Consider the following 16,125-nt stretch of genomic DNA (forward strand, 5'->3'; position numbering starts at 1 on the left):
CCATGGCCTACCGGCCCTCCCAGCGCACGAAGAAGACACTGCTCGGCGGCGGCGCGATCGTGCTGCTCGCCGGGCTGAACGCCCCGGCCGCGCTCTCCTTCGCCGAGGAGCAGTACCACGCGTACCAGATCCGCCGGCCCGACTACATGCGCAAGTACGGCGCCTGGGACACCGTCGACATCCCCGCGAAGTACCGTACGAACGCGATCCACGCGGCCCTGCTGCACACCGGCAAGGTCCTCATCATCGCGGGCTCCGGCAACAAGCAGGAGAAGTTCGACGCGGGCTCCTTCGACACCGTGCTGTGGAACCCGAAGGACAACACCTTCAAGAAGGTCCACACCCCCGAGGACTTCTTCTGCGGCGGCCACGCCCAGCTCCCGGACGGACGGCTCCTGGTGGCGGGCGGCACCGCGCGCTACGAGGTTCTCGACGGCCAGGTGAAGCGGGCCGCGGGCGGGATGCGGGTCAAGAACGAGAACCCGGAGAAGGCCGTCACGATCAAGAAGGGGACCAGGTTCCGCTCGCCGTCCGGTGTCGAGTACGTGGCGAAGTTCGATGTGACCGTGCCGAGGGCCAAGCGCGAGTTCGTCGTCAGCTACTACGCGACCGGCCAGATGATGCCCTGGAAGACCAAGGTCACCGCCGCCGAGGCGCGGGTCTTCGTGGAGGCGGTGGCCGACGGCCCCAAGTCGGTCGCCACCGACCAGGCCCAGTACGAGATCGAGGGCCTCAAGGGCGAGGACGCCGACAACACGTACGGGCTCGCCGAGAAGATCACCATGGAGAAGCAGGACTTCCAGGGGATCCGGGCGGCCTACGAGTTCGACCCGAAGGCCGAGAAGTACGTGCCCGTCGCGCCGATGCGGCAGGCGCGCTGGTACCCGACGCTCACCACGCTCCAGGACGGCAAGGTGCTCGCCGTCTCCGGGCTCGACGACGTCGGCACGATCCTCGCGGGCGACAACGAGATCTACGACCCGAAGACCAAGAAGTGGGGCAAGGGGCCGTTCCGCTACTTCCCCACCTACCCCTCGCTCTTCCTCACCAAGAGCGGCAAGCTCTTCTACTCCGGCGCCAACGCGGGCTACGGACCCGCCGACAAGGGCCGTGAGCCGGGCCTGTGGGACGTGACGACCAACACCTTCAAGAAGATCGACGGTCTCGGCGACCGCGACCAGACCGAGACGGCCAGCTCACTGCTGCTGCCGCCGGCCCAGAACCAGAAGTTCATGATCCTCGGCGGCGGCGGGGTCGGCGAGTCCGCGAAGTCCACGCCCCGCACCGCGCTGATCGACCTCAAGGAGAACAGCCCCGCCTTCAAGTCCGGTCCCGAACTCCCGCAGGGAACGCGGTACTTGAACAGCGTCATCCTCCCCGACGACTCGGTCTTCACCAGCGGCGGCTCCGAGGACTACCGGGGGCGCGGCGGCAGCAACATCCTCAAGGCCCAGTTCTACGACCCCCGGGCCAACGCCTTCCGTGAGGCCGCCGATCCGACGGTCGGCCGCAACTACCACTCCGAGGCGCTGCTGCTGCCCGACGGCCGGGTCGCCACCTTCGGCTCCGACTCGCTCTTCGGCGACAAGGACAACACCAAGCTCGGCAGGTTCGAGCAGCGGATGGAGGTCTACACCCCGCCGTACCTCTACCGGGACAAGGAGAAGCGGCCCGCGCTCGGCGACGGGCCCGAGGCGGTCGGGCAGGACCGCCGGGCCACGTTCAGGGCCGAGCACCCCGAGCGGATCGCGAAGGCGCGGCTGATGCGGCCGAGCGCGGTCACCCACACCACCGACGTCGAGCAGCGCTCGATCGAGGTGGGCCTCACGAAGGACAAGAACTCGGTGACGGTGACGGTGCCGGGCGACAAGGCCCTGGTGCCGCCCGGCTGGTACATGCTCTTCGTCACGGACGCCGAGGGCACGCCGTCCGAGGCGAAGTGGCTGCAGGTGGACTGAGCAGGCGGTCAGGCCTTCGCGCGGCGGGCGAGCCCCAGTGCGTACTCCGGCCACCAGGCGCCCGCTGCCGGGCCGCCCCGGCAGGTGCCGTCCGAGTCGCCGGGCCGCTTGATCCAGAGATACGCGTCGACCAGCGGGAACCCGGTACTGGCGGTCGGCGGCGTGCCGAGCGCCCGGCCCGGCGGGTTGCACCACGCCTGCTCGCGGTCGTCAAGGAGCGGGCCCGCCCCGTTGCGGCTGGTGTCGACGACGAAGTGCTTGCCGCCGAGGCCCTGGGAGACCTTCGTGCCGTACGCGCGTACGGCGTCGTCGGTCTGGAAGTTGGAGACGTTCAGGGCGAACCCGTCGGCCCGGGCGACCCCGGCGCGGGTCAGCGGCTCGACGAGCTTGTTCGGGTCCGGGATCCAGGCCGGGTTGCCCGCGTCCAGGTAGACCTTGGTGTGGGGCAGCTTCTTGAAGTGGTCGACGGCCTCGTTGAGCAGCTGGTAGCGCTCGTCCCAGTGCTCGCGGGTGGTGCAGCCGTCGACCATGTGGGCCACCGCGTCCGGCTCCAGGACCACGATCGCCTTCGCGTCGCCGATGGCCTCGCCGAACATGCCGTACCAGGTGCGGTAGGCGGCCACGTCCGCGGCGCCGCCCGCCGAGAGGCCGCCGCAGTCGCGGTGCGGGATGTTGTACGCGACGAGCAGGACGGTGCGCCGGTCCTTGGCGGCGCCCGCGACCGCCGCGCGGATGCCGGGCCGGGGGTCGTCCCAGGCGGCCCACAGGGCGGTCGGCCGGTCGGCGATCCGGCGCAGTGCCTCGGCGTCGGCGGTGCGGCCCTGGGCCTCCCAGATCTTGATCTGCCTGGCCGCGCTGCTGTCCGGGTCCACCCAGAACGGGCCCTCGGGCGCGGGCTCGGCGCCGTCGCCGGACCGCCCTTGGGCGGCGGGGGTGGCCGGTGCGGGGCCGGGGTCGGCGGAGCCGGAGGAGCAGCCGGAACAGGCGACGGCGAGGGCGAGGAGGGCGGCGGCAAGGAGGCCGCGCTGCCGGGGGATGTGCCGGGACATTCGGCCCCTTGGGGTCACGGGCGTACACGGGACAGCGACAATCGTGACATATCGGTCACGCTCCGCAGCGGAGCGCCACGGGGCGTAAGCGGGCCGAAGTGTGAGACGGGGCTGACCGGCATGTGACCAGTGGGTAAGGTCGACGCGTGCCGAAGCCGCTCAGCCTCCCGTTCGATCCCATCGCCCGCGCCGACGAGCTCTGGCAGCAGCGCTGGGGGCCGGTGCCCTCGATGGGCGCGATCACCTCGATCATGCGCGCGCACCAGATCCTGCTCGCCGAGGTCGACGCGGTGGTCAAGCCGTACGGGCTGACCTTCGCGCGGTACGAGGCGCTGGTGCTGCTCACCTTCTCCAAGGCGGGGGAGCTGCCGATGTCGAAGATCGGCGAGCGGTTGATGGTGCACCCGACGTCGGTGACGAACACGGTGGACCGCCTGGTGCGGTCGGGCCTCGTCGACAAGCGCCCCAACCCGAACGACGGGCGCGGCACGCTCGCGTCCATCACCGACAAGGGCCGCGAGGTCGTCGAGAACGCGACGCGGGATCTGATGGAGATGGATTTCGGGCTGGGTGTCTACGACGCGGAGGAATGCGGCGAGATTTTCGCCCTGCTGCGGCCCCTTCGGGTCGCGGCGCGCGACTTCGAGGACGAGTAGGTCCGGCCGTCTGTTGGCTGCGGATCGTGCTGGGTTGCTCGCGCAGTTCCCCGCGCCCCTTAAATGGGCCCTTCGGGCCCATTCCTAGGAGGGCCCGGAGGGCCCATCAAGGGGCGCGGGGAACTCTCCCAGGGCGCCGCAAGATCGCGGCGGCGTGGCCGTTACGCTCGTAGGCATGAAAAAGAGCGTGCTGACCCGGTACCGGGCGATGGCCTACATCACGGGCGTCCTTCTCGTCCTGCTGACGCTGGGCGTCATCGCCAAGTACCTGCTGGACATGAACGGTGCCGCCGACTTCACCAAGATCGTGGGCATCGCGCACGGCTGGCTGTACGTGATCTACCTCGTCGTCGCCTTCGACCTGGGCTCCAAGGCGAAGTGGCCGGTCGGGAAGCAGCTCTGGGTCCTGCTCGCCGGCACGATTCCCACCGCCGCGTTCTTCGTCGAGCGCAAGGTCTCCCGCGAGGTGGAGGCCCTGGTCACGGACCCGGCGCCGGTCGCGGCCAAGGCGTAACCCCACGCGTGACCCCACCGCCCGCGGAGAACCGCGGGCGGTCTGCCATCGACATTTACTAGGACGTCCTAGTAAATTCGAAGGTATGGACGCTGACGCCATCGAGGAGGGCCGCCGTCGCTGGCAGGCCCGTTACGACAAGGCCCGCAAGCGGGACGCGGACTTCACCACGCTCTCCGGGGACGAGGTCGAGCCGGTCTACGGCCCCCGCCCCGGCGACACCTACGAGGGCTTCGAGCGGATCGGGTGGCCCGGTGAGTACCCGTACACGCGCGGGCTGCACGCCACCGGCTACCGGGGGCGTACGTGGACGATCCGGCAGTTCGCCGGGTTCGGCAACGCCGAGCAGACCAACGAGCGCTACAAGATGATCCTCAAGGCGGGCGGCGGCGGCCTCTCGGTCGCCTTCGACATGCCGACCCTGATGGGCCGCGACTCCGACGACCCGCGCTCGCTCGGCGAGGTCGGGCACTGCGGCGTCGCCATCGACTCGGCCGCCGACATGGAGGTCCTGTTCAAGGACATCCCGCTCGGTGACGTCACCACGTCCATGACGATCAGCGGCCCGGCCGTCCCGGTCTTCTGCATGTACCTGGTCGCCGCCGAGCGCCAGGGCGTCGACCCGGCGATCCTCAACGGCACGCTCCAGACGGACATCTTCAAGGAGTACATCGCGCAGAAGGAGTGGCTCTTCCAGCCCGAGCCGCATCTGCGCCTCATCGGCGACCTGATGGAGCACTGCGCGCAGGGCATCCCCGCGTACAAGCCGCTCTCGGTCTCCGGGTACCACATCCGCGAGGCGGGCGCGACGGCCGCGCAGGAGCTGGCGTACACGCTGGCGGACGGTTTCGGTTACGTGGAGCTGGGGCTCAGCCGCGGTCTTGACGTCGACGTCTTCGCCCCCGGTCTCTCCTTCTTCTTCGACGCCCACCTCGACTTCTTCGAGGAGATCGCCAAGTTCCGCGCCGCGCGCCGGATCTGGGCGCGGTGGATGAAGGAGGTGTACGGGGCGAAGTCCGACAAGGCGCAGTGGCTGCGCTTCCACACCCAGACCGCCGGTGTCTCGCTGACCGCGCAGCAGCCGTACAACAACGTCGTGCGCACGGCGGTGGAGGCGCTGTCCGCCATCCTCGGCGGCACCAACTCGCTGCACACCAACGCCCTGGACGAGACCCTGGCCCTGCCGAGCGAGCAGGCCGCCGAGATCGCCCTGCGGACGCAGCAGGTGATCATGGAGGAGACGGGCGTGGCCAATGTGGCCGACCCGCTGGGCGGTGCCTGGTACGTGGAGCAGCTCACCGACCGCATCGAGGCGGACGCGGAGAAGATCTTCGACCAGATCAAGGAGCGCGGGACGCGAGCGCACCCCGACGGCCGGCACCCCATCGGGCCGATCACCTCGGGCATCCTGCGCGGCATCGAGGACGGCTGGTTCACCGGCGAGATCGCCGAGTCGGCGTTCCAGTACCAGCGGTCGCTTGAGAAGGGGGACAAGCGGGTCGTCGGGGTCAACGTCCACCACGGCTCGGTCACCGGTGACCTGGAGATCCTGCGGGTCAGCCATGAGGTGGAGCGCGAGCAGGTACGGGTCCTGGGCGACCGCAAGGGCGCGAGGGACTCGGCGCGGGTGAAGGCCGCCCTGGACGCGATGCTCGCCGCCGCGCGCGACGGCTCGAACATGATCGCGCCCATGCTCGACGCGGTGCGGGCCGAGGCCACGCTGGGTGAGATCTGCGGGGTGCTGCGGGACGAGTGGGGCATCTACGTGGAGCCGGCGGGGTTCTAGGCGCCGCTATTGGGTCCGGTCTTCGTCCGCGGGTGAGTGGTCGCTGGTCGCGCAGTTCCCCGCGCCCCTAAAAGATCCGGGGCTGAGCTGAGTTCTTCGGTTGCGGCGGATCCGCTAAGGGGCGCGGGGAACTGCGCGAGCAACCCAGCACGGTCCGCAGGCGAAGGCAGGTTTGGGGCGCGGGGCTGTGTCGATTTGCGGCTCCGCCGCGCGGGCGCGACCAGCCACCTACGGTCCGCAGCCGAAGGGATCCTCGCGACGCGGGGTTACGCGGGCCACGTCACCCGGAACTCCGCACCCCCTCCCACCGCGTTCCGGACCGACAGTTCCGCCCCGTGCGCCCGGGCGATCTGGCGGGCCATCGCCAGGCCGAGGCCCGAGCCGGGGAGGGCGCGCGCCCGGTCCGCTCGGTAGAAGCGGTCGAAGACGTACGGCAGGTCCTCCGGCGCGATGCCGGGGCCGTGGTCCCGCACCGTCAACTCCCTCGCGGTGAGGGTGACTTCGACCGGCGCGCCCTGTGGGCTGAACTTCGCCGCGTTGTCCAGGAGGTTGGACAGCAGGCGGGCCAGGCGGGCCGGGACGCCGGGGACCGTGGCGGACGCGTCCGTGAGGTCGAGGTGGAACGGGGTCGCGGGCCAGTGCGCGCGGGCCGTGTCCACCGTGTGGGCGACCAGCGGGGCGAGGCGGACCTGTTCCAGGAGCGGGGTCGGCTCCTCGTCCCGGGCCAGGTCGATCAGGTCGTTCACCATCACCGTCACCTCCCGGATCTGGCGGCCGAGCGCCGACGACGCCCGGGTGCGCTGAGCGTCCGTCAGGCGGTCGGCCCGGGCCAGGAGTTCGGCGTTGGTGCGCAGCGCGGTGAGCGGGGTGCGCAGTTCGTGCGAGGCGTCCGCGACCAGGCGGCGCTGGGCCGTCACCGACTGCTCCAGCTCCCCCAGCATCGTGTTGAAGGACGCGGCGAGCCGGGTCACCTCGTCCTCCTTGCGGGCCGGGCCCGGCGGCAGCTCGATGCGGTGGCTCGGGTCCCGGGTCGCCGCGATGTGCTCGGCGGTCGCGGTGAGCCGGGCGACCGGGGCGAGCCCGGTGCGCGAGACCCAGTAGCCGAGCCCGGCCGCGAGCAGCACCCCGGTGGCGCCGACCCCGGTGAGCAGCTGCGCCGCCTGGCGTACGCCCTGCTCCACCGTGTCGGCGCGCAGGGCGACCTGGAGAGCCTGGCCGTGCGGCAGGCCGGTGGTGAGCATGCGCGCCGGATGGCCGGACAAGGTGATGTTGGTGAAGTACGGGCGGCGCTGCCCGGCCGCGACCTCGCGGGCCTGCGGCGGGACCGGCAGCAGATAGGGCCGCGCGGAGTCCGACGCCCGGTCGGCCGGGACGATCTGGGCGCAGGCCGGGGCGGCGAGGAAGCGGCACTCGCCGTTGAGCACGCCGGGTGCCTCGCCCCGGTTCTGCTGGGCGGCCAGGGTCGCCGACTGGGTGAGGTTCAGGTCGAGTTGGTGGAACAGCTCGTAACGGATCACGAAGAACGCGGCCGCGCAGACGCCGAGCGCGACCAGTGCCACCGCCGCCGAGGCGGCGACCGCGAGCCGGGTGCGCAGCGGACGGTGGCGCCGCCAGCGGGCGCCCAGGCGGCGCCGCGCGCTCACGGGGTGTCCAGCCGGTAGCCGACGCCGTGGACGGTGTGGACGAGGCGCGGCTCGCCGCCCGCCTCCAGTTTGCGCCGCAGATACCCGACGTACACGGCGAGGGAGTTGGAGTCCGGGCCGAAGTCGCGGCCCCAGACGATCTCCAGGATCATCTCGCGCGGCAGCACCTGGCCCGGGTGGCGCATCAGCAGTTCGAGCAGGGCGAACTCGGTGCGGCTGAACTCCAGCGGGCGCCCGGCGCGGTGGCCGGTGCGGGTCGCGGGGTCGACCACCAGGTCCGCGAAGGACAGCTGTTCGGGCTCCGGCTGGTCGGGCGCGGCCCGCCGCAGCAACGCCCGTACGCGTGCGACCAGTTCATCGAGGGCGAAGGGCTTGACGAGGTAGTCGTCGGCGCCCGCCTCCAGGCCGTCGACGCGCTCGCTCACCGAGTCCAGCGCGGTCAGGACCAGGACCGGGGTGCGGTCGCCAAGACCTCGCAGTCGGCGGCAGACGGCCAGCCCGTCCAGGACCGGCATCATCACATCGAGGACCACCGCGTCCGGCTGCCAGGCGGCGATCTCGGCGAGCGCCGCGAGGCCGTCGGCGGCGCCCCGCACCTCGTACCCCTCGACCGCGAGACCGTCCTCGACGGCCGCCCGCACCTCCGGCTCGTCGTCGACGACGAGGATACGGACGGGGGGCCGGGCGGGTGCGGCGCTGCTGTCGGGACCGCCGCCGCCTGCGGGACCGCTGCTCATGGGGCTGCTGCTCATGGGCAAAGAGTGCCAAAGGGCGCTCTTAGAAGCCTCTTAAGCCACCCCGCGAACGTTTCGGCCATGCGCACACCACTCTCCGTCGTGATCGGTGCGGGCGGCACCGGCGGCCACATCTATCCAGGGCTCGCGCTCGCCGAGGCGCTGCGCCGGGCCGTCCCGGACGCGGTGATCTCCTTCGTCGGTACGGACCGGGGCCTGGAGACCGAGCTGATCCCCGGCGCCGGACACCGGCTGCACACCGTCGACATGATCCCCTTCGACCCGGCGCTCGGCGCCCGGCGGTATCTGCTCCCCGCCGCCCTGCTCAAGTCGGGCGCCCAGTGCCGCGCGATCCTGCGGGCGCAGGGCGCGCACGTCGCCGTGGGGATGGGCGGCTATCCGAGCGCGCCCGTCATCGTCGGGGCCAGACTCGCCGGACTGCCCAGCCTCATCCACGAGTCCAACGCGGTACCGGGGCGGGCCAACCAGTTCGCGGCCCGGCTCACCCGGAACATCGCGGTCGCCTTCGACCGCAGCCGGGCCCATCTGACCGGCGGCGCGGACGCCGTCACCACCGGCATGCCGATCTCGGCGGCGCTGGCCCGGCTCGACCGGCCCACGATGCGCGCCGAGGCCCGCCGCGCCCTCGACGTCCCGCCCGGGGCCCGCCTGGTGCTGGTCAACGGCGGCAGCCTGGGCGCTGCCCGGCTCACCGAGGCGGCGGTCGGCCTGGCCGAGCGCTGGCAGGGTCGCGACGACGTCCACCTGATCATCAAGACCGGACCCGCCGCCCTGGACGAGACCCGGCGACGGCTCACCGGCCTGTGGGGCGCACGGGCCGTGCCGTACCTCGACCGGATGGACCTGGCGTACGCGGCGGCCGACCTGGTGGTCTGCCGGGCCGGTTCGGCGACCGTCGCCGAGCTGGCCACCACCGGGGTGCCGGCCGTACTCGTCCCGTATCCGCACGCGCCCGGCGACCACCAGACGCACAACGCGCGCGTGCTCTCGGACGCGGGCGCCGGGCTGCTGCTCGCGGACGCCGAGACCACGGCCGAACACCTCGCCGCGCTCGTCGAGCCGCTGCTCGCCGACCCGGCCCGGCTCGCCGCGATGAGCGGCGCGGCCGACCCCGGCACCCACGCCCGGGCGGCGGAGCTGCTGGCGGCGAAGGTCCTCGAACTGGCCGCGCGCACCACCCCGTACACCCTCTCGCACCCGCACAAGAAGGAGCACGCAGCATGAGCAGCTGGCACAACCGGACGGTCCTGGTCACCGGAGCCGAGGGCTTCATCGGCTCGACGCTCGTCGACCTGCTGGTCGAACAGGGCGCACGGGTACGGGCGTTGGTGCACTACAAGCCGTACGCGGAAAAGGGTCATCTGGCGCATCTGCTGGACCACCCGGCGGTCGAGATGATCGCGGGCGACGTGCGCGACGCGGGCCGGGTCTCGGACGCGGTCGCCGGGTGCGACACCGTCTTCCACCTCGCCGCCCTCATCGGCATCCCGTACAGCTACGACTCGCCGGGCGCGTATGTGCAGACGAACGTGGTCGGCACCGAGAACATCGCGGAGGCGTGCCGTCGGCACAGCGTGCGCCGCCTGGTGCACACCTCCACGAGCGAGGTGTACGGGACGGCCCTGACGGCGCCGATCGGCGAGGACCACCCGCTCCAGCCCCAGTCGCCGTACTCCGCCTCGAAGATCGGCGCGGACATGATGGCGCTGTCGCACTGGCACGCCTTCGAGCTGCCGGTGACGGTGGTGCGGCCGTTCAACACGTACGGGCCCCGGCAGTCGGCGCGTGCGGTGATCCCGACGATCCTGGCCCAACTGCACGCCGGGGCCCGCGAGATCCGGCTCGGCTCGCTCACCCCGACGCGCGACTTCACCTACGTCACGGACACCGCGCGCGGGTTCCTGGCGGTGGCGGAGTGCGACCGGGCGCTGGGGGAGGTGGTGAACCTCGGCACCGGCCGGGAGATCGCGATCGGCGACCTGGCCTCGGCACTGATCGCCGCGTCGGGCCGCGACGCGCGTGTGGTGGTCGACCCGGCCCGGCTGCGCCCCTCGGGCAGCGAGGTGGAACGCCTGCTTTCGGACAACACCCGGGCGCGCGAGTGGGCGCTCTGGCAGCCGGAGGTGTCCCTGGAGGAGGGCCTGAAGCGCACGTCCGAGTGGGTCGCGGAGAACCTGGCGGTGTTCGCGCCGGGGAGGTACGCGGTGTGAGGCGTGCGGGTTGGGCGGAGGTTCGGCGGCGCGGCGGGGTTGTGCCGCTCAGGCGGTCGCCGTCGCCGTCAACCCCGTGCACACCAGGAGGGTGAAGTCGCGGGCCCACTCCTCGTCCACCGGTTCCGCGCTGACCAGGGCCCGGTGGACGACCGCGCCCGCGACCACGTCGAAGATGAGGTCGGCGTGGCGGGCGGAGGTGACCGGGTCGTCCTCGTAAGGGAGTTCGCCCCGGACCTGCGCGCGCTCGCGGCCGATCAGTACGAGCCGTTTCTGGCGGTCGACGATCGCCGAGCGGATCCGGCCGCGCAGGGCGTCGTCGCGGGTGGACTCGGCGACCACCGCCATCAGCGCGGTCTTCGTCTCGGGGCGTTCCAGGATCGAGGCGAACTGGAGCACCACGCCCTCCACGTCCGCCGCGAGGCTGCCGAGGTCGGGCAGTTCCAGCTCGTCGAAGAGGACCGCCACCGCGTCCACGACCAGCTCGTTCTTGCCCGCCCAGCGCCGGTACAGGGTCGTCTTGGCGACGCCCGCGCGGGTCGCCACGTCCCCCATCGTCAGCTTGGACCAGCCCAGCTCGACCAGCGCCTGCCGGGTCGCCAGCAGGATCGCCGCGTCGGCCTCGGTGCTGCGGGGGCGACCGGGGCGCGCGGTTCTGCCGGGGCTGGATTGGGAACACATGACGCACGACCATACCGGCCGGTAGGGGTTGCGCCAGGGGCTCCGTCACAGGGCCGCTGTGGGGGAGATCACGGCGTACGCCGGGACGGGAGCCGACGTACTCCAGTTACGCTACGGCTCGTAGCGAAAGACTTTGAGCGGTCATTGAGCGACAACCACAGCAACATCAACAACAGCAGCACCATGCGGCGGCCGGTGGGGACCGGAAGCCGCAGGGCACCGGGTGGGGACCGGGTGCCGCAGGGCGCACGGTGGGGACCGGGCGCCGACCGGACCGAGCCCGTCCGTGTGCCTCGCAAACCGGCGGGGGGCCGTGGATGGGCCCGGATCCTGCCACCGGATTCACCACAGCCGTGCGCGGAAGGGGGAGGATGTACGCATGCAGCCTAGGAACATGTCCATGAGCGGCGTCGTCGACCTCGCCGCGGTGAAGGCGGCCGGTGAGGCCAAGGCCAAGGCGGAGCAGGCGCGCGCCGAGGCCGCCCGGCAGGGCGGGAGCACGGCGGTACCCCCGTCGGCCCTCGTGATCGATGTCGACGAGGCCGGATTCGAGCGCGACATCCTCCAGCGCTCCGCCGAGGTGCCGGTCGTCATCGACTTCTGGGCCGAGTGGTGCGAGCCGTGCAAGCAGCTCGGCCCGCTCCTCGAACGGCTCGCCGTCGAGTACAACGGCCGCTTCCTCCTCGCCAAGATCGATGTCGACGCCAACCAGATGCTGATGCAGCAGTTCGGGATCCAGGGGATCCCGGCCGTCTTCGCGGTGGTCGCGGGACAGGCACTGCCGCTCTTCCAGGGCGCGGCCCCGGAGCAGCAGATCCGCGAGACCCTGGACCAGCTGATCCAGGTCGCCCAGGAGCGCTTCGGCCTCACCGGTATCGCGGTCGACGCCGACGCGTCCGCGCCCGGCGCCGCGGACGCCCCGATCCCGGCGGGCCCGTACGACGCCCTGCTCGAAGCGGCCGTGACGGCCCTCGACTCCGGCGATCTGGCCGGCGCCGTCCAGGCGTACAAGAACGTACTGGCCGACGACCCCGGCCACCCCGAGGCCAAGCTCGGCCTCGCCCAGGCCGAACTGCTGCGCCGCGTCCAGGGGATGGACGTGCCGCAGGTCCGCAAGGACGCGGCGGAGAAGCCCGCCGATGTCGCGGCGCAGATCGCCGCGGCGGATCTGGACCTGGTGGGCGGCCATGTCGAGGACGCGTTCGGCCGGCTCGTCGAGACGGTCCGCGTCACGGCGGGCGAGGACCGCAACGCGGTACGGCTGCGCCTGCTCGAACTCTTCGAGGTCGTCGGCGCGGAGGACCCGCGGGTGACGGCGGCGCGGGGTGCGCTGGCGCGGGTGCTGTTCTGACGGCCAGTCCCCCTGAGCGGCTCGATCCCTGAGCGGCTCGATCCCTGAGCTGGTCGTGGATGGGCCGGCGCGGCGGCTGAGCGGCAGATGTGCGCTCCGCCGCAGCGCCTGAGCGGCACATGTGCGCCGCACGTGCACGGCCGGTGCGCCACTCGTGAACCGGCGGTACGCCGCTGACGATTTGGCGACACAGAGACAACCGGCGACCGCGTTTTACCAAAACTTGGTAAACGCGGTCGCTGTTACTCGCAGTAAATTGAACTGCATCTTACGTCCGTATTGAGGCGTCTATTTCCGCTTCTGTCCCGTGACTTGGCGGTACGAAGTGTGTCCGCGTGATGCCGAGCTGTCGCGCCACGGTTATCCCTCCGTTACTGGCAAGTAACGAACCCCCTTGCGCCCCTCCTCCGAATGGACAACGATCGGCCACGCTCGGTCCAATAACGCACCAGCCCGACAGCCACTCGGCGCTGCGCGTTCCCTGGGTCCCCACCGAGTCGGCCGGCGGCCAGTGACGCCGACCGTGGACAGGGGGGTCTCTGCCGTACGGCGGGGCCTGTCCAGCAGGTTGTGCGTGATGCGTCAGGCGCGACCAGTGGTTGTCGCTCGGGGGTGATCGCCGGTGATTCGGACGCGATACGCGCCTGAAGTCTCGGGCGCTCTCCTTCCCGAGGACGTAGCACTTCTCCCATCCCTGGACAGCCCGCGAGGGTCCGTCCCGGAGATGTACGTCCGAGAAGGAGGAAAGTCATGGAGTCCCAAGTACGTGGCGGGACCAGATGGAAGCGGTTCGCGCTGGTCATGGTGCCGAGCGTGGCCGCCACGGCGGCGATAGGCATCGGGCTCGCCCAGGGCGCCCTCGCGGCGTCGTTCAGTGTTTCCGGCGTTGACTTCAAGGTGACGGCGGACCAGTTGGACGGTCACGACCTGCTTCAGTACGGGTCGATCGCCACCGGTACCGACCTGGATGGCAACAAGGCGGCCCACCCCGTGGTGGTCTCCGGCTTCAGCGACGCCAAGATCTACAACATGTGTCAGTCGGTCGTCACGCCGAAGGTGCCGTTCTTCGGCAACATCACGATGACGATCAGGGCTGGTCAGAACCACGACCACCCGGTCGAGGCGAAGAACATCTACCTCGATGTGTCCCAGCTCAACACCGACGCCACGTTCGAGAACATCGACATCGGCGTCGCTGCCGGCCAGGGCACGGCCAATGGCAAGACGAAGATGCAGGGGAACGCGTCGCCGCAGGCCAACCCGTACGGGTTCGCCCAGCGGGCCGATCACGCGGTCCTGGACAGGATCGAGCAGCGTGCGTGGGCGACCACGGCCGGCAACTTCAAGCTCAATGGGCTGAGCCTCAAGCTGTCCACCGGCGTCAACGAGTGCCAGCTGTCCCACTAGGCGGACTCTCCGGTGGCCGAGGGCGGGTGATGCCCACGGCCACCGGGAACACCATTTTTCTTGCAACAGCGGTACCAGGGAGCTGTTTTCCATGAGCGCCGAGACCACAGGTTCCCGCGGGTTCTCCTACTGGCGGCTTCGTTTCCGTGCCTGGCGGGGCAGCCGGCCGTTCTGGGCAGGCCTGTTCACCATGGCGGGCGGCGTGCCGATCGCGTACTTCCCGTACGCCAATCTCCACCTCGGCAACGTCACGCTGACGATGTCCACGACGGCGGGCGCGGGTTCGCTGATCATCGGCGTACTGCTGATCACGCTCGGTCTGACGATGTGGTACCACCAGCCCGTTCGCGTGTTCGCAGGTGTCGCGGCCATCCTGCTCGCACTGATCTCCCTGCCCGTCGCCAACATCGGCGGCTTCCTGATGGGCTTCCTGCTCGCCCTGTTCGGCGGCGCTCTCGCGCTGTCGTGGGTGCCGGCGAAGCCGAGACGGCGTGACCGGCGCGCCAAGGGCGCCGACCCCTCTGGCGACGAGCCGGACAGCGAGACCGTCCCCGGCCCGCGCGAGGAGGAGTCCGGTACGGCCGTCATCGAAACGACAGTCGACGCCAATGGCGGGAGGAACAGTGCGGGGTGACGAGACGCAGCTGAACTCGACCGGAGGCGGCGACTCCCGTGAGAGAGGCGGGCCGCGCCACGCGGCCCCGAGGAAGTCGCTGCTGACGAAGCTGCACATGCCCGCAGGCAAGGCGATGGCGCTTGCCGCCATGCCGACGGCCATGTTCGTCGGGATGAGCCTCACGCCCAAGCTCGCGATGGCGGACGACAAGACGGACATCCCGTTCGCGCCCGGCCCTTGTGTGACCCGCTCCGACCAGCCGAGCGCGTCGGCGAGCCCGTCGAAGTCGCCGAGCCCGTCGTCGAGCAAGTCGAGCACGCCGACGCCGAGCCCGTCGGGGACGGCGGACAAGAAGCCGGCGGAGCCCACTCCGACCGAGAGCCCGTCGGCCGCGAAGTCCCAGTCCCAGTCCCGGACGCAGCCGAAGCCCGCCACGTCGCAGGCACCGGCCACCGATCCCTCCTCGGACCCGACGCCGACCAAGTCCACCAACCCGCTGGACCCGTTGGGCCTGGGGGATGTGCTGGGCGACATCCTGGGCGTGCACCCGAGCAAGTCGTCGACGCCGGTGACCCCGAAGCCGTCGACGTCCTCGACTGCGACGACCACGCCGTCTCCGAAGACGTCGTCGACGCCGAGCACGCCCGCCAAGAAGTCGACGGACACGGGGGGCACCGTCAAGTCGCCCGTCACGACCGCGACGGACAAGGCGGCGCAGGCCATCCGTGACGCGGCCGCGCAGGCGGGCCAGAAGGTCGAGGACCTGGCGCCCGGCGCGAAGGGCCTGGACGCCAAGAAGGACACCAACGTCCCCGACGGCGCCAAGCAGCCCTTCCCGTGTCCGACGGCGGACCCGAAGGCCCTCGCCAACGCCAAGCTGGCGTCGGACGTCCCGCTGCTGCCGGACCAGCCGTGGATCCTCAAGACCTCCAAGCTGACCCTGAGCGGCCTGAACTACGAGGGCATCGTCGAGGTCAAGACGGGCAGCGGCAAGGTCAAGAAGGTCCTGAAGTTCACGGCGAAGTCGGTGGACATCGACAACCTGCACCAGCTGGTGTACGGCCCCGAGCTCAACGGGAAGCCGACCACCGCCCACGTCAAGGCGCGCGCGGGCTCCCAGTCGACCATCCGCAACGGCACGGTGACGATGTACACGGAGGAGCTGAAGGGCAACCTCTTCGGCCTCATCCCGATCACGTTCAGCCCGCAGACCCCGCCCCCGCTGAACATTCCGTGGGTCTTCTTCACCAACGCGACGGTCCACCAGGCCGGCCAGTTCGGCGGCACCCTGACGGTCCCGGGCCTGCAGAACTACATCACGGACGGCAACCCCGAATAGCCGTCCCACCCACAAAGACCCATCCGGGAGCCGCAGTAACGGCCGTGGGGGCGGGGGGGCCGGGGGGGGGGGGGCCGGCGGGGGGGGGGGGGGGGGTGTGTGGGGGGGTGGGGGGGGGGAAAAAAAAAAAAAATAGAGGTTAAGGATAAATATTTTAAGT

General features: G+C 71.0%; 14 protein-coding genes. 10 read left to right on the forward strand and 4 right to left on the reverse strand.

The genetic code is table 11. From position 1 onward, the window contains the following. Positions 1-2: 2 nt before the first annotated feature. A complete protein-coding gene (locus ACGFRG_RS16750; protein WP_393264550.1) occupies positions 3-1,958 on the forward strand; it encodes a galactose oxidase-like domain-containing protein in 1,956 nt (651 codons plus the stop codon). An 8-nt stretch (positions 1,959-1,966) separates the two neighbouring features. Here ACGFRG_RS16750 and ACGFRG_RS16755 read toward each other — a convergent pair whose 3' ends face one another. After that, complete coding sequence (locus tag ACGFRG_RS16755; protein ID WP_393264553.1) at positions 1,967-3,007, reverse strand: glycoside hydrolase family 6 protein; 1,041 nt, start codon at positions 3,005-3,007, stop codon at positions 1,967-1,969. 146 nt (positions 3,008-3,153) lie between these two features. Between ACGFRG_RS16755 and ACGFRG_RS16760 the strand changes: the two genes are divergently transcribed. The 3 genes from ACGFRG_RS16760 to ACGFRG_RS16770 all read left to right on the forward strand — a co-directional run bounded on the left by ACGFRG_RS16760 (position 3,154) and on the right by ACGFRG_RS16770 (position 5,963). Continuing rightward, positions 3,154-3,663 (forward strand): MarR family transcriptional regulator, encoded by a 510-nt coding sequence (locus ACGFRG_RS16760; protein ID WP_329401795.1) that lies wholly within the window; start codon positions 3,154-3,156, stop codon positions 3,661-3,663. Positions 3,664-3,838: 175 nt separating this feature from the next. Then, a complete protein-coding gene (locus tag ACGFRG_RS16765; RefSeq protein WP_361420811.1) occupies positions 3,839-4,177 on the forward strand; it encodes a DUF3817 domain-containing protein in 339 nt (112 codons plus the stop codon). 85 nt (positions 4,178-4,262) lie between these two features. Next, positions 4,263-5,963 (forward strand): methylmalonyl-CoA mutase family protein, encoded by a 1,701-nt coding sequence (locus ACGFRG_RS16770; protein ID WP_361420808.1) that lies wholly within the window; start codon positions 4,263-4,265, stop codon positions 5,961-5,963. 266 nt (positions 5,964-6,229) lie between these two features. Here the strand turns inward: ACGFRG_RS16770 and ACGFRG_RS16775 are convergent, their stop codons facing one another. Both ACGFRG_RS16775 and ACGFRG_RS16780 read right to left on the reverse strand, forming a co-directional pair. After that, positions 6,230-7,606 carry a sensor histidine kinase gene (locus tag ACGFRG_RS16775; protein WP_393264557.1) on the reverse strand — a complete coding sequence of 459 codons (1,377 nt, stop codon included), beginning with the start codon at positions 7,604-7,606 and terminating at the stop codon, positions 6,230-6,232. Then, positions 7,603-8,343, reverse strand: coding sequence for a response regulator transcription factor (locus ACGFRG_RS16780; RefSeq protein ID WP_393264904.1), 741 nt, complete (start codon positions 8,341-8,343; stop codon positions 7,603-7,605). Before ACGFRG_RS16780 ends, ACGFRG_RS16775 begins: the two co-directional genes overlap by 4 nt. Before the next feature lie 78 nt (positions 8,344-8,421). Here ACGFRG_RS16780 and ACGFRG_RS16785 point away from each other — a divergent pair, with 78 nt between their 5' ends. Together ACGFRG_RS16785 and ACGFRG_RS16790 are read left to right on the forward strand one after the other, a co-directional pair. Further along, complete coding sequence (locus ACGFRG_RS16785) at positions 8,422-9,585, forward strand: glycosyltransferase (protein WP_393264560.1); 1,164 nt, start codon at positions 8,422-8,424, stop codon at positions 9,583-9,585. Next, positions 9,582-10,571 (forward strand): GDP-mannose 4,6-dehydratase, encoded by a 990-nt coding sequence (locus ACGFRG_RS16790; RefSeq protein ID WP_361420797.1) that lies wholly within the window; start codon positions 9,582-9,584, stop codon positions 10,569-10,571. Before ACGFRG_RS16785 ends, ACGFRG_RS16790 begins: the two co-directional genes overlap by 4 nt. A 48-nt stretch (positions 10,572-10,619) precedes the next feature. Here ACGFRG_RS16790 and ACGFRG_RS16795 read toward each other — a convergent pair whose 3' ends face one another. Beyond that, positions 10,620-11,252, reverse strand: a complete 633-nt coding sequence (locus ACGFRG_RS16795) for a TetR/AcrR family transcriptional regulator (protein WP_361420794.1) — start codon at positions 11,250-11,252, stop codon at positions 10,620-10,622. A gap of 379 nt (positions 11,253-11,631) precedes the next feature. Here ACGFRG_RS16795 and ACGFRG_RS16800 point away from each other — a divergent pair, with 379 nt between their 5' ends. The 4 genes from ACGFRG_RS16800 to ACGFRG_RS16815 all read left to right on the forward strand — a co-directional run bounded on the left by ACGFRG_RS16800 (position 11,632) and on the right by ACGFRG_RS16815 (position 15,965). Further along, the gene (locus ACGFRG_RS16800) at positions 11,632-12,603 is read left to right on the forward strand and encodes a tetratricopeptide repeat protein (protein WP_361420791.1); all 972 of its coding nucleotides are present in this window, start codon (positions 11,632-11,634) and stop codon (positions 12,601-12,603) included. A gap of 750 nt (positions 12,604-13,353) precedes the next feature. Then, positions 13,354-14,010 carry a DUF6230 family protein gene (locus ACGFRG_RS16805; protein ID WP_393264565.1) on the forward strand — a complete coding sequence of 219 codons (657 nt, stop codon included), beginning with the start codon at positions 13,354-13,356 and terminating at the stop codon, positions 14,008-14,010. 91 nt (positions 14,011-14,101) lie between these two features. Further along, positions 14,102-14,644, forward strand: coding sequence for a DUF6114 domain-containing protein (locus ACGFRG_RS16810; protein ID WP_393264568.1), 543 nt, complete (start codon positions 14,102-14,104; stop codon positions 14,642-14,644). Then, positions 14,634-15,965 (forward strand): hypothetical protein, encoded by a 1,332-nt coding sequence (locus tag ACGFRG_RS16815; protein WP_393264907.1) that lies wholly within the window; start codon positions 14,634-14,636, stop codon positions 15,963-15,965. The genes ACGFRG_RS16810 and ACGFRG_RS16815 overlap by 11 nt, the downstream gene beginning before the upstream one ends. Positions 15,966-16,125 lie beyond the last annotated feature (160 nt).

The organism is Streptomyces sp. NPDC048696, from assembly GCF_043198895.1.
Classification (GTDB): domain Bacteria; phylum Actinomycetota; class Actinomycetes; order Streptomycetales; family Streptomycetaceae; genus Streptomyces.

Bases quoted from the DNA above. Each gene is read 5' to 3' on its own strand.
- ACGFRG_RS16750 (WP_393264550.1), top strand. From the start codon at position 3: ATGGCCTACCGGCCCTCCCAGCGCACGAAGAAGACACTGCTCGGCGGC.
- ACGFRG_RS16755 (WP_393264553.1), bottom strand. From the start codon at position 3,007: ATGTCCCGGCACATCCCCCGGCAGCGCGGCCTCCTTGCCGCCGCCCTC.
- ACGFRG_RS16765 (WP_361420811.1), top strand. From the start codon at position 3,839: ATGAAAAAGAGCGTGCTGACCCGGTACCGGGCGATGGCCTACATCACG.
- ACGFRG_RS16770 (WP_361420808.1), top strand. From the start codon at position 4,263: ATGGACGCTGACGCCATCGAGGAGGGCCGCCGTCGCTGGCAGGCCCGT.
- ACGFRG_RS16780 (WP_393264904.1), bottom strand. From the start codon at position 8,343: ATGAGCAGCGGTCCCGCAGGCGGCGGCGGTCCCGACAGCAGCGCCGCA.
- ACGFRG_RS16785 (WP_393264560.1), top strand. From the start codon at position 8,422: ATGCGCACACCACTCTCCGTCGTGATCGGTGCGGGCGGCACCGGCGGC.
- ACGFRG_RS16790 (WP_361420797.1), top strand. From the start codon at position 9,582: ATGAGCAGCTGGCACAACCGGACGGTCCTGGTCACCGGAGCCGAGGGC.
- ACGFRG_RS16795 (WP_361420794.1), bottom strand. From the start codon at position 11,252: ATGTGTTCCCAATCCAGCCCCGGCAGAACCGCGCGCCCCGGTCGCCCC.
- ACGFRG_RS16800 (WP_361420791.1), top strand. From the start codon at position 11,632: ATGCAGCCTAGGAACATGTCCATGAGCGGCGTCGTCGACCTCGCCGCG.
- ACGFRG_RS16805 (WP_393264565.1), top strand. From the start codon at position 13,354: ATGGAGTCCCAAGTACGTGGCGGGACCAGATGGAAGCGGTTCGCGCTG.
- ACGFRG_RS16810 (WP_393264568.1), top strand. From the start codon at position 14,102: ATGAGCGCCGAGACCACAGGTTCCCGCGGGTTCTCCTACTGGCGGCTT.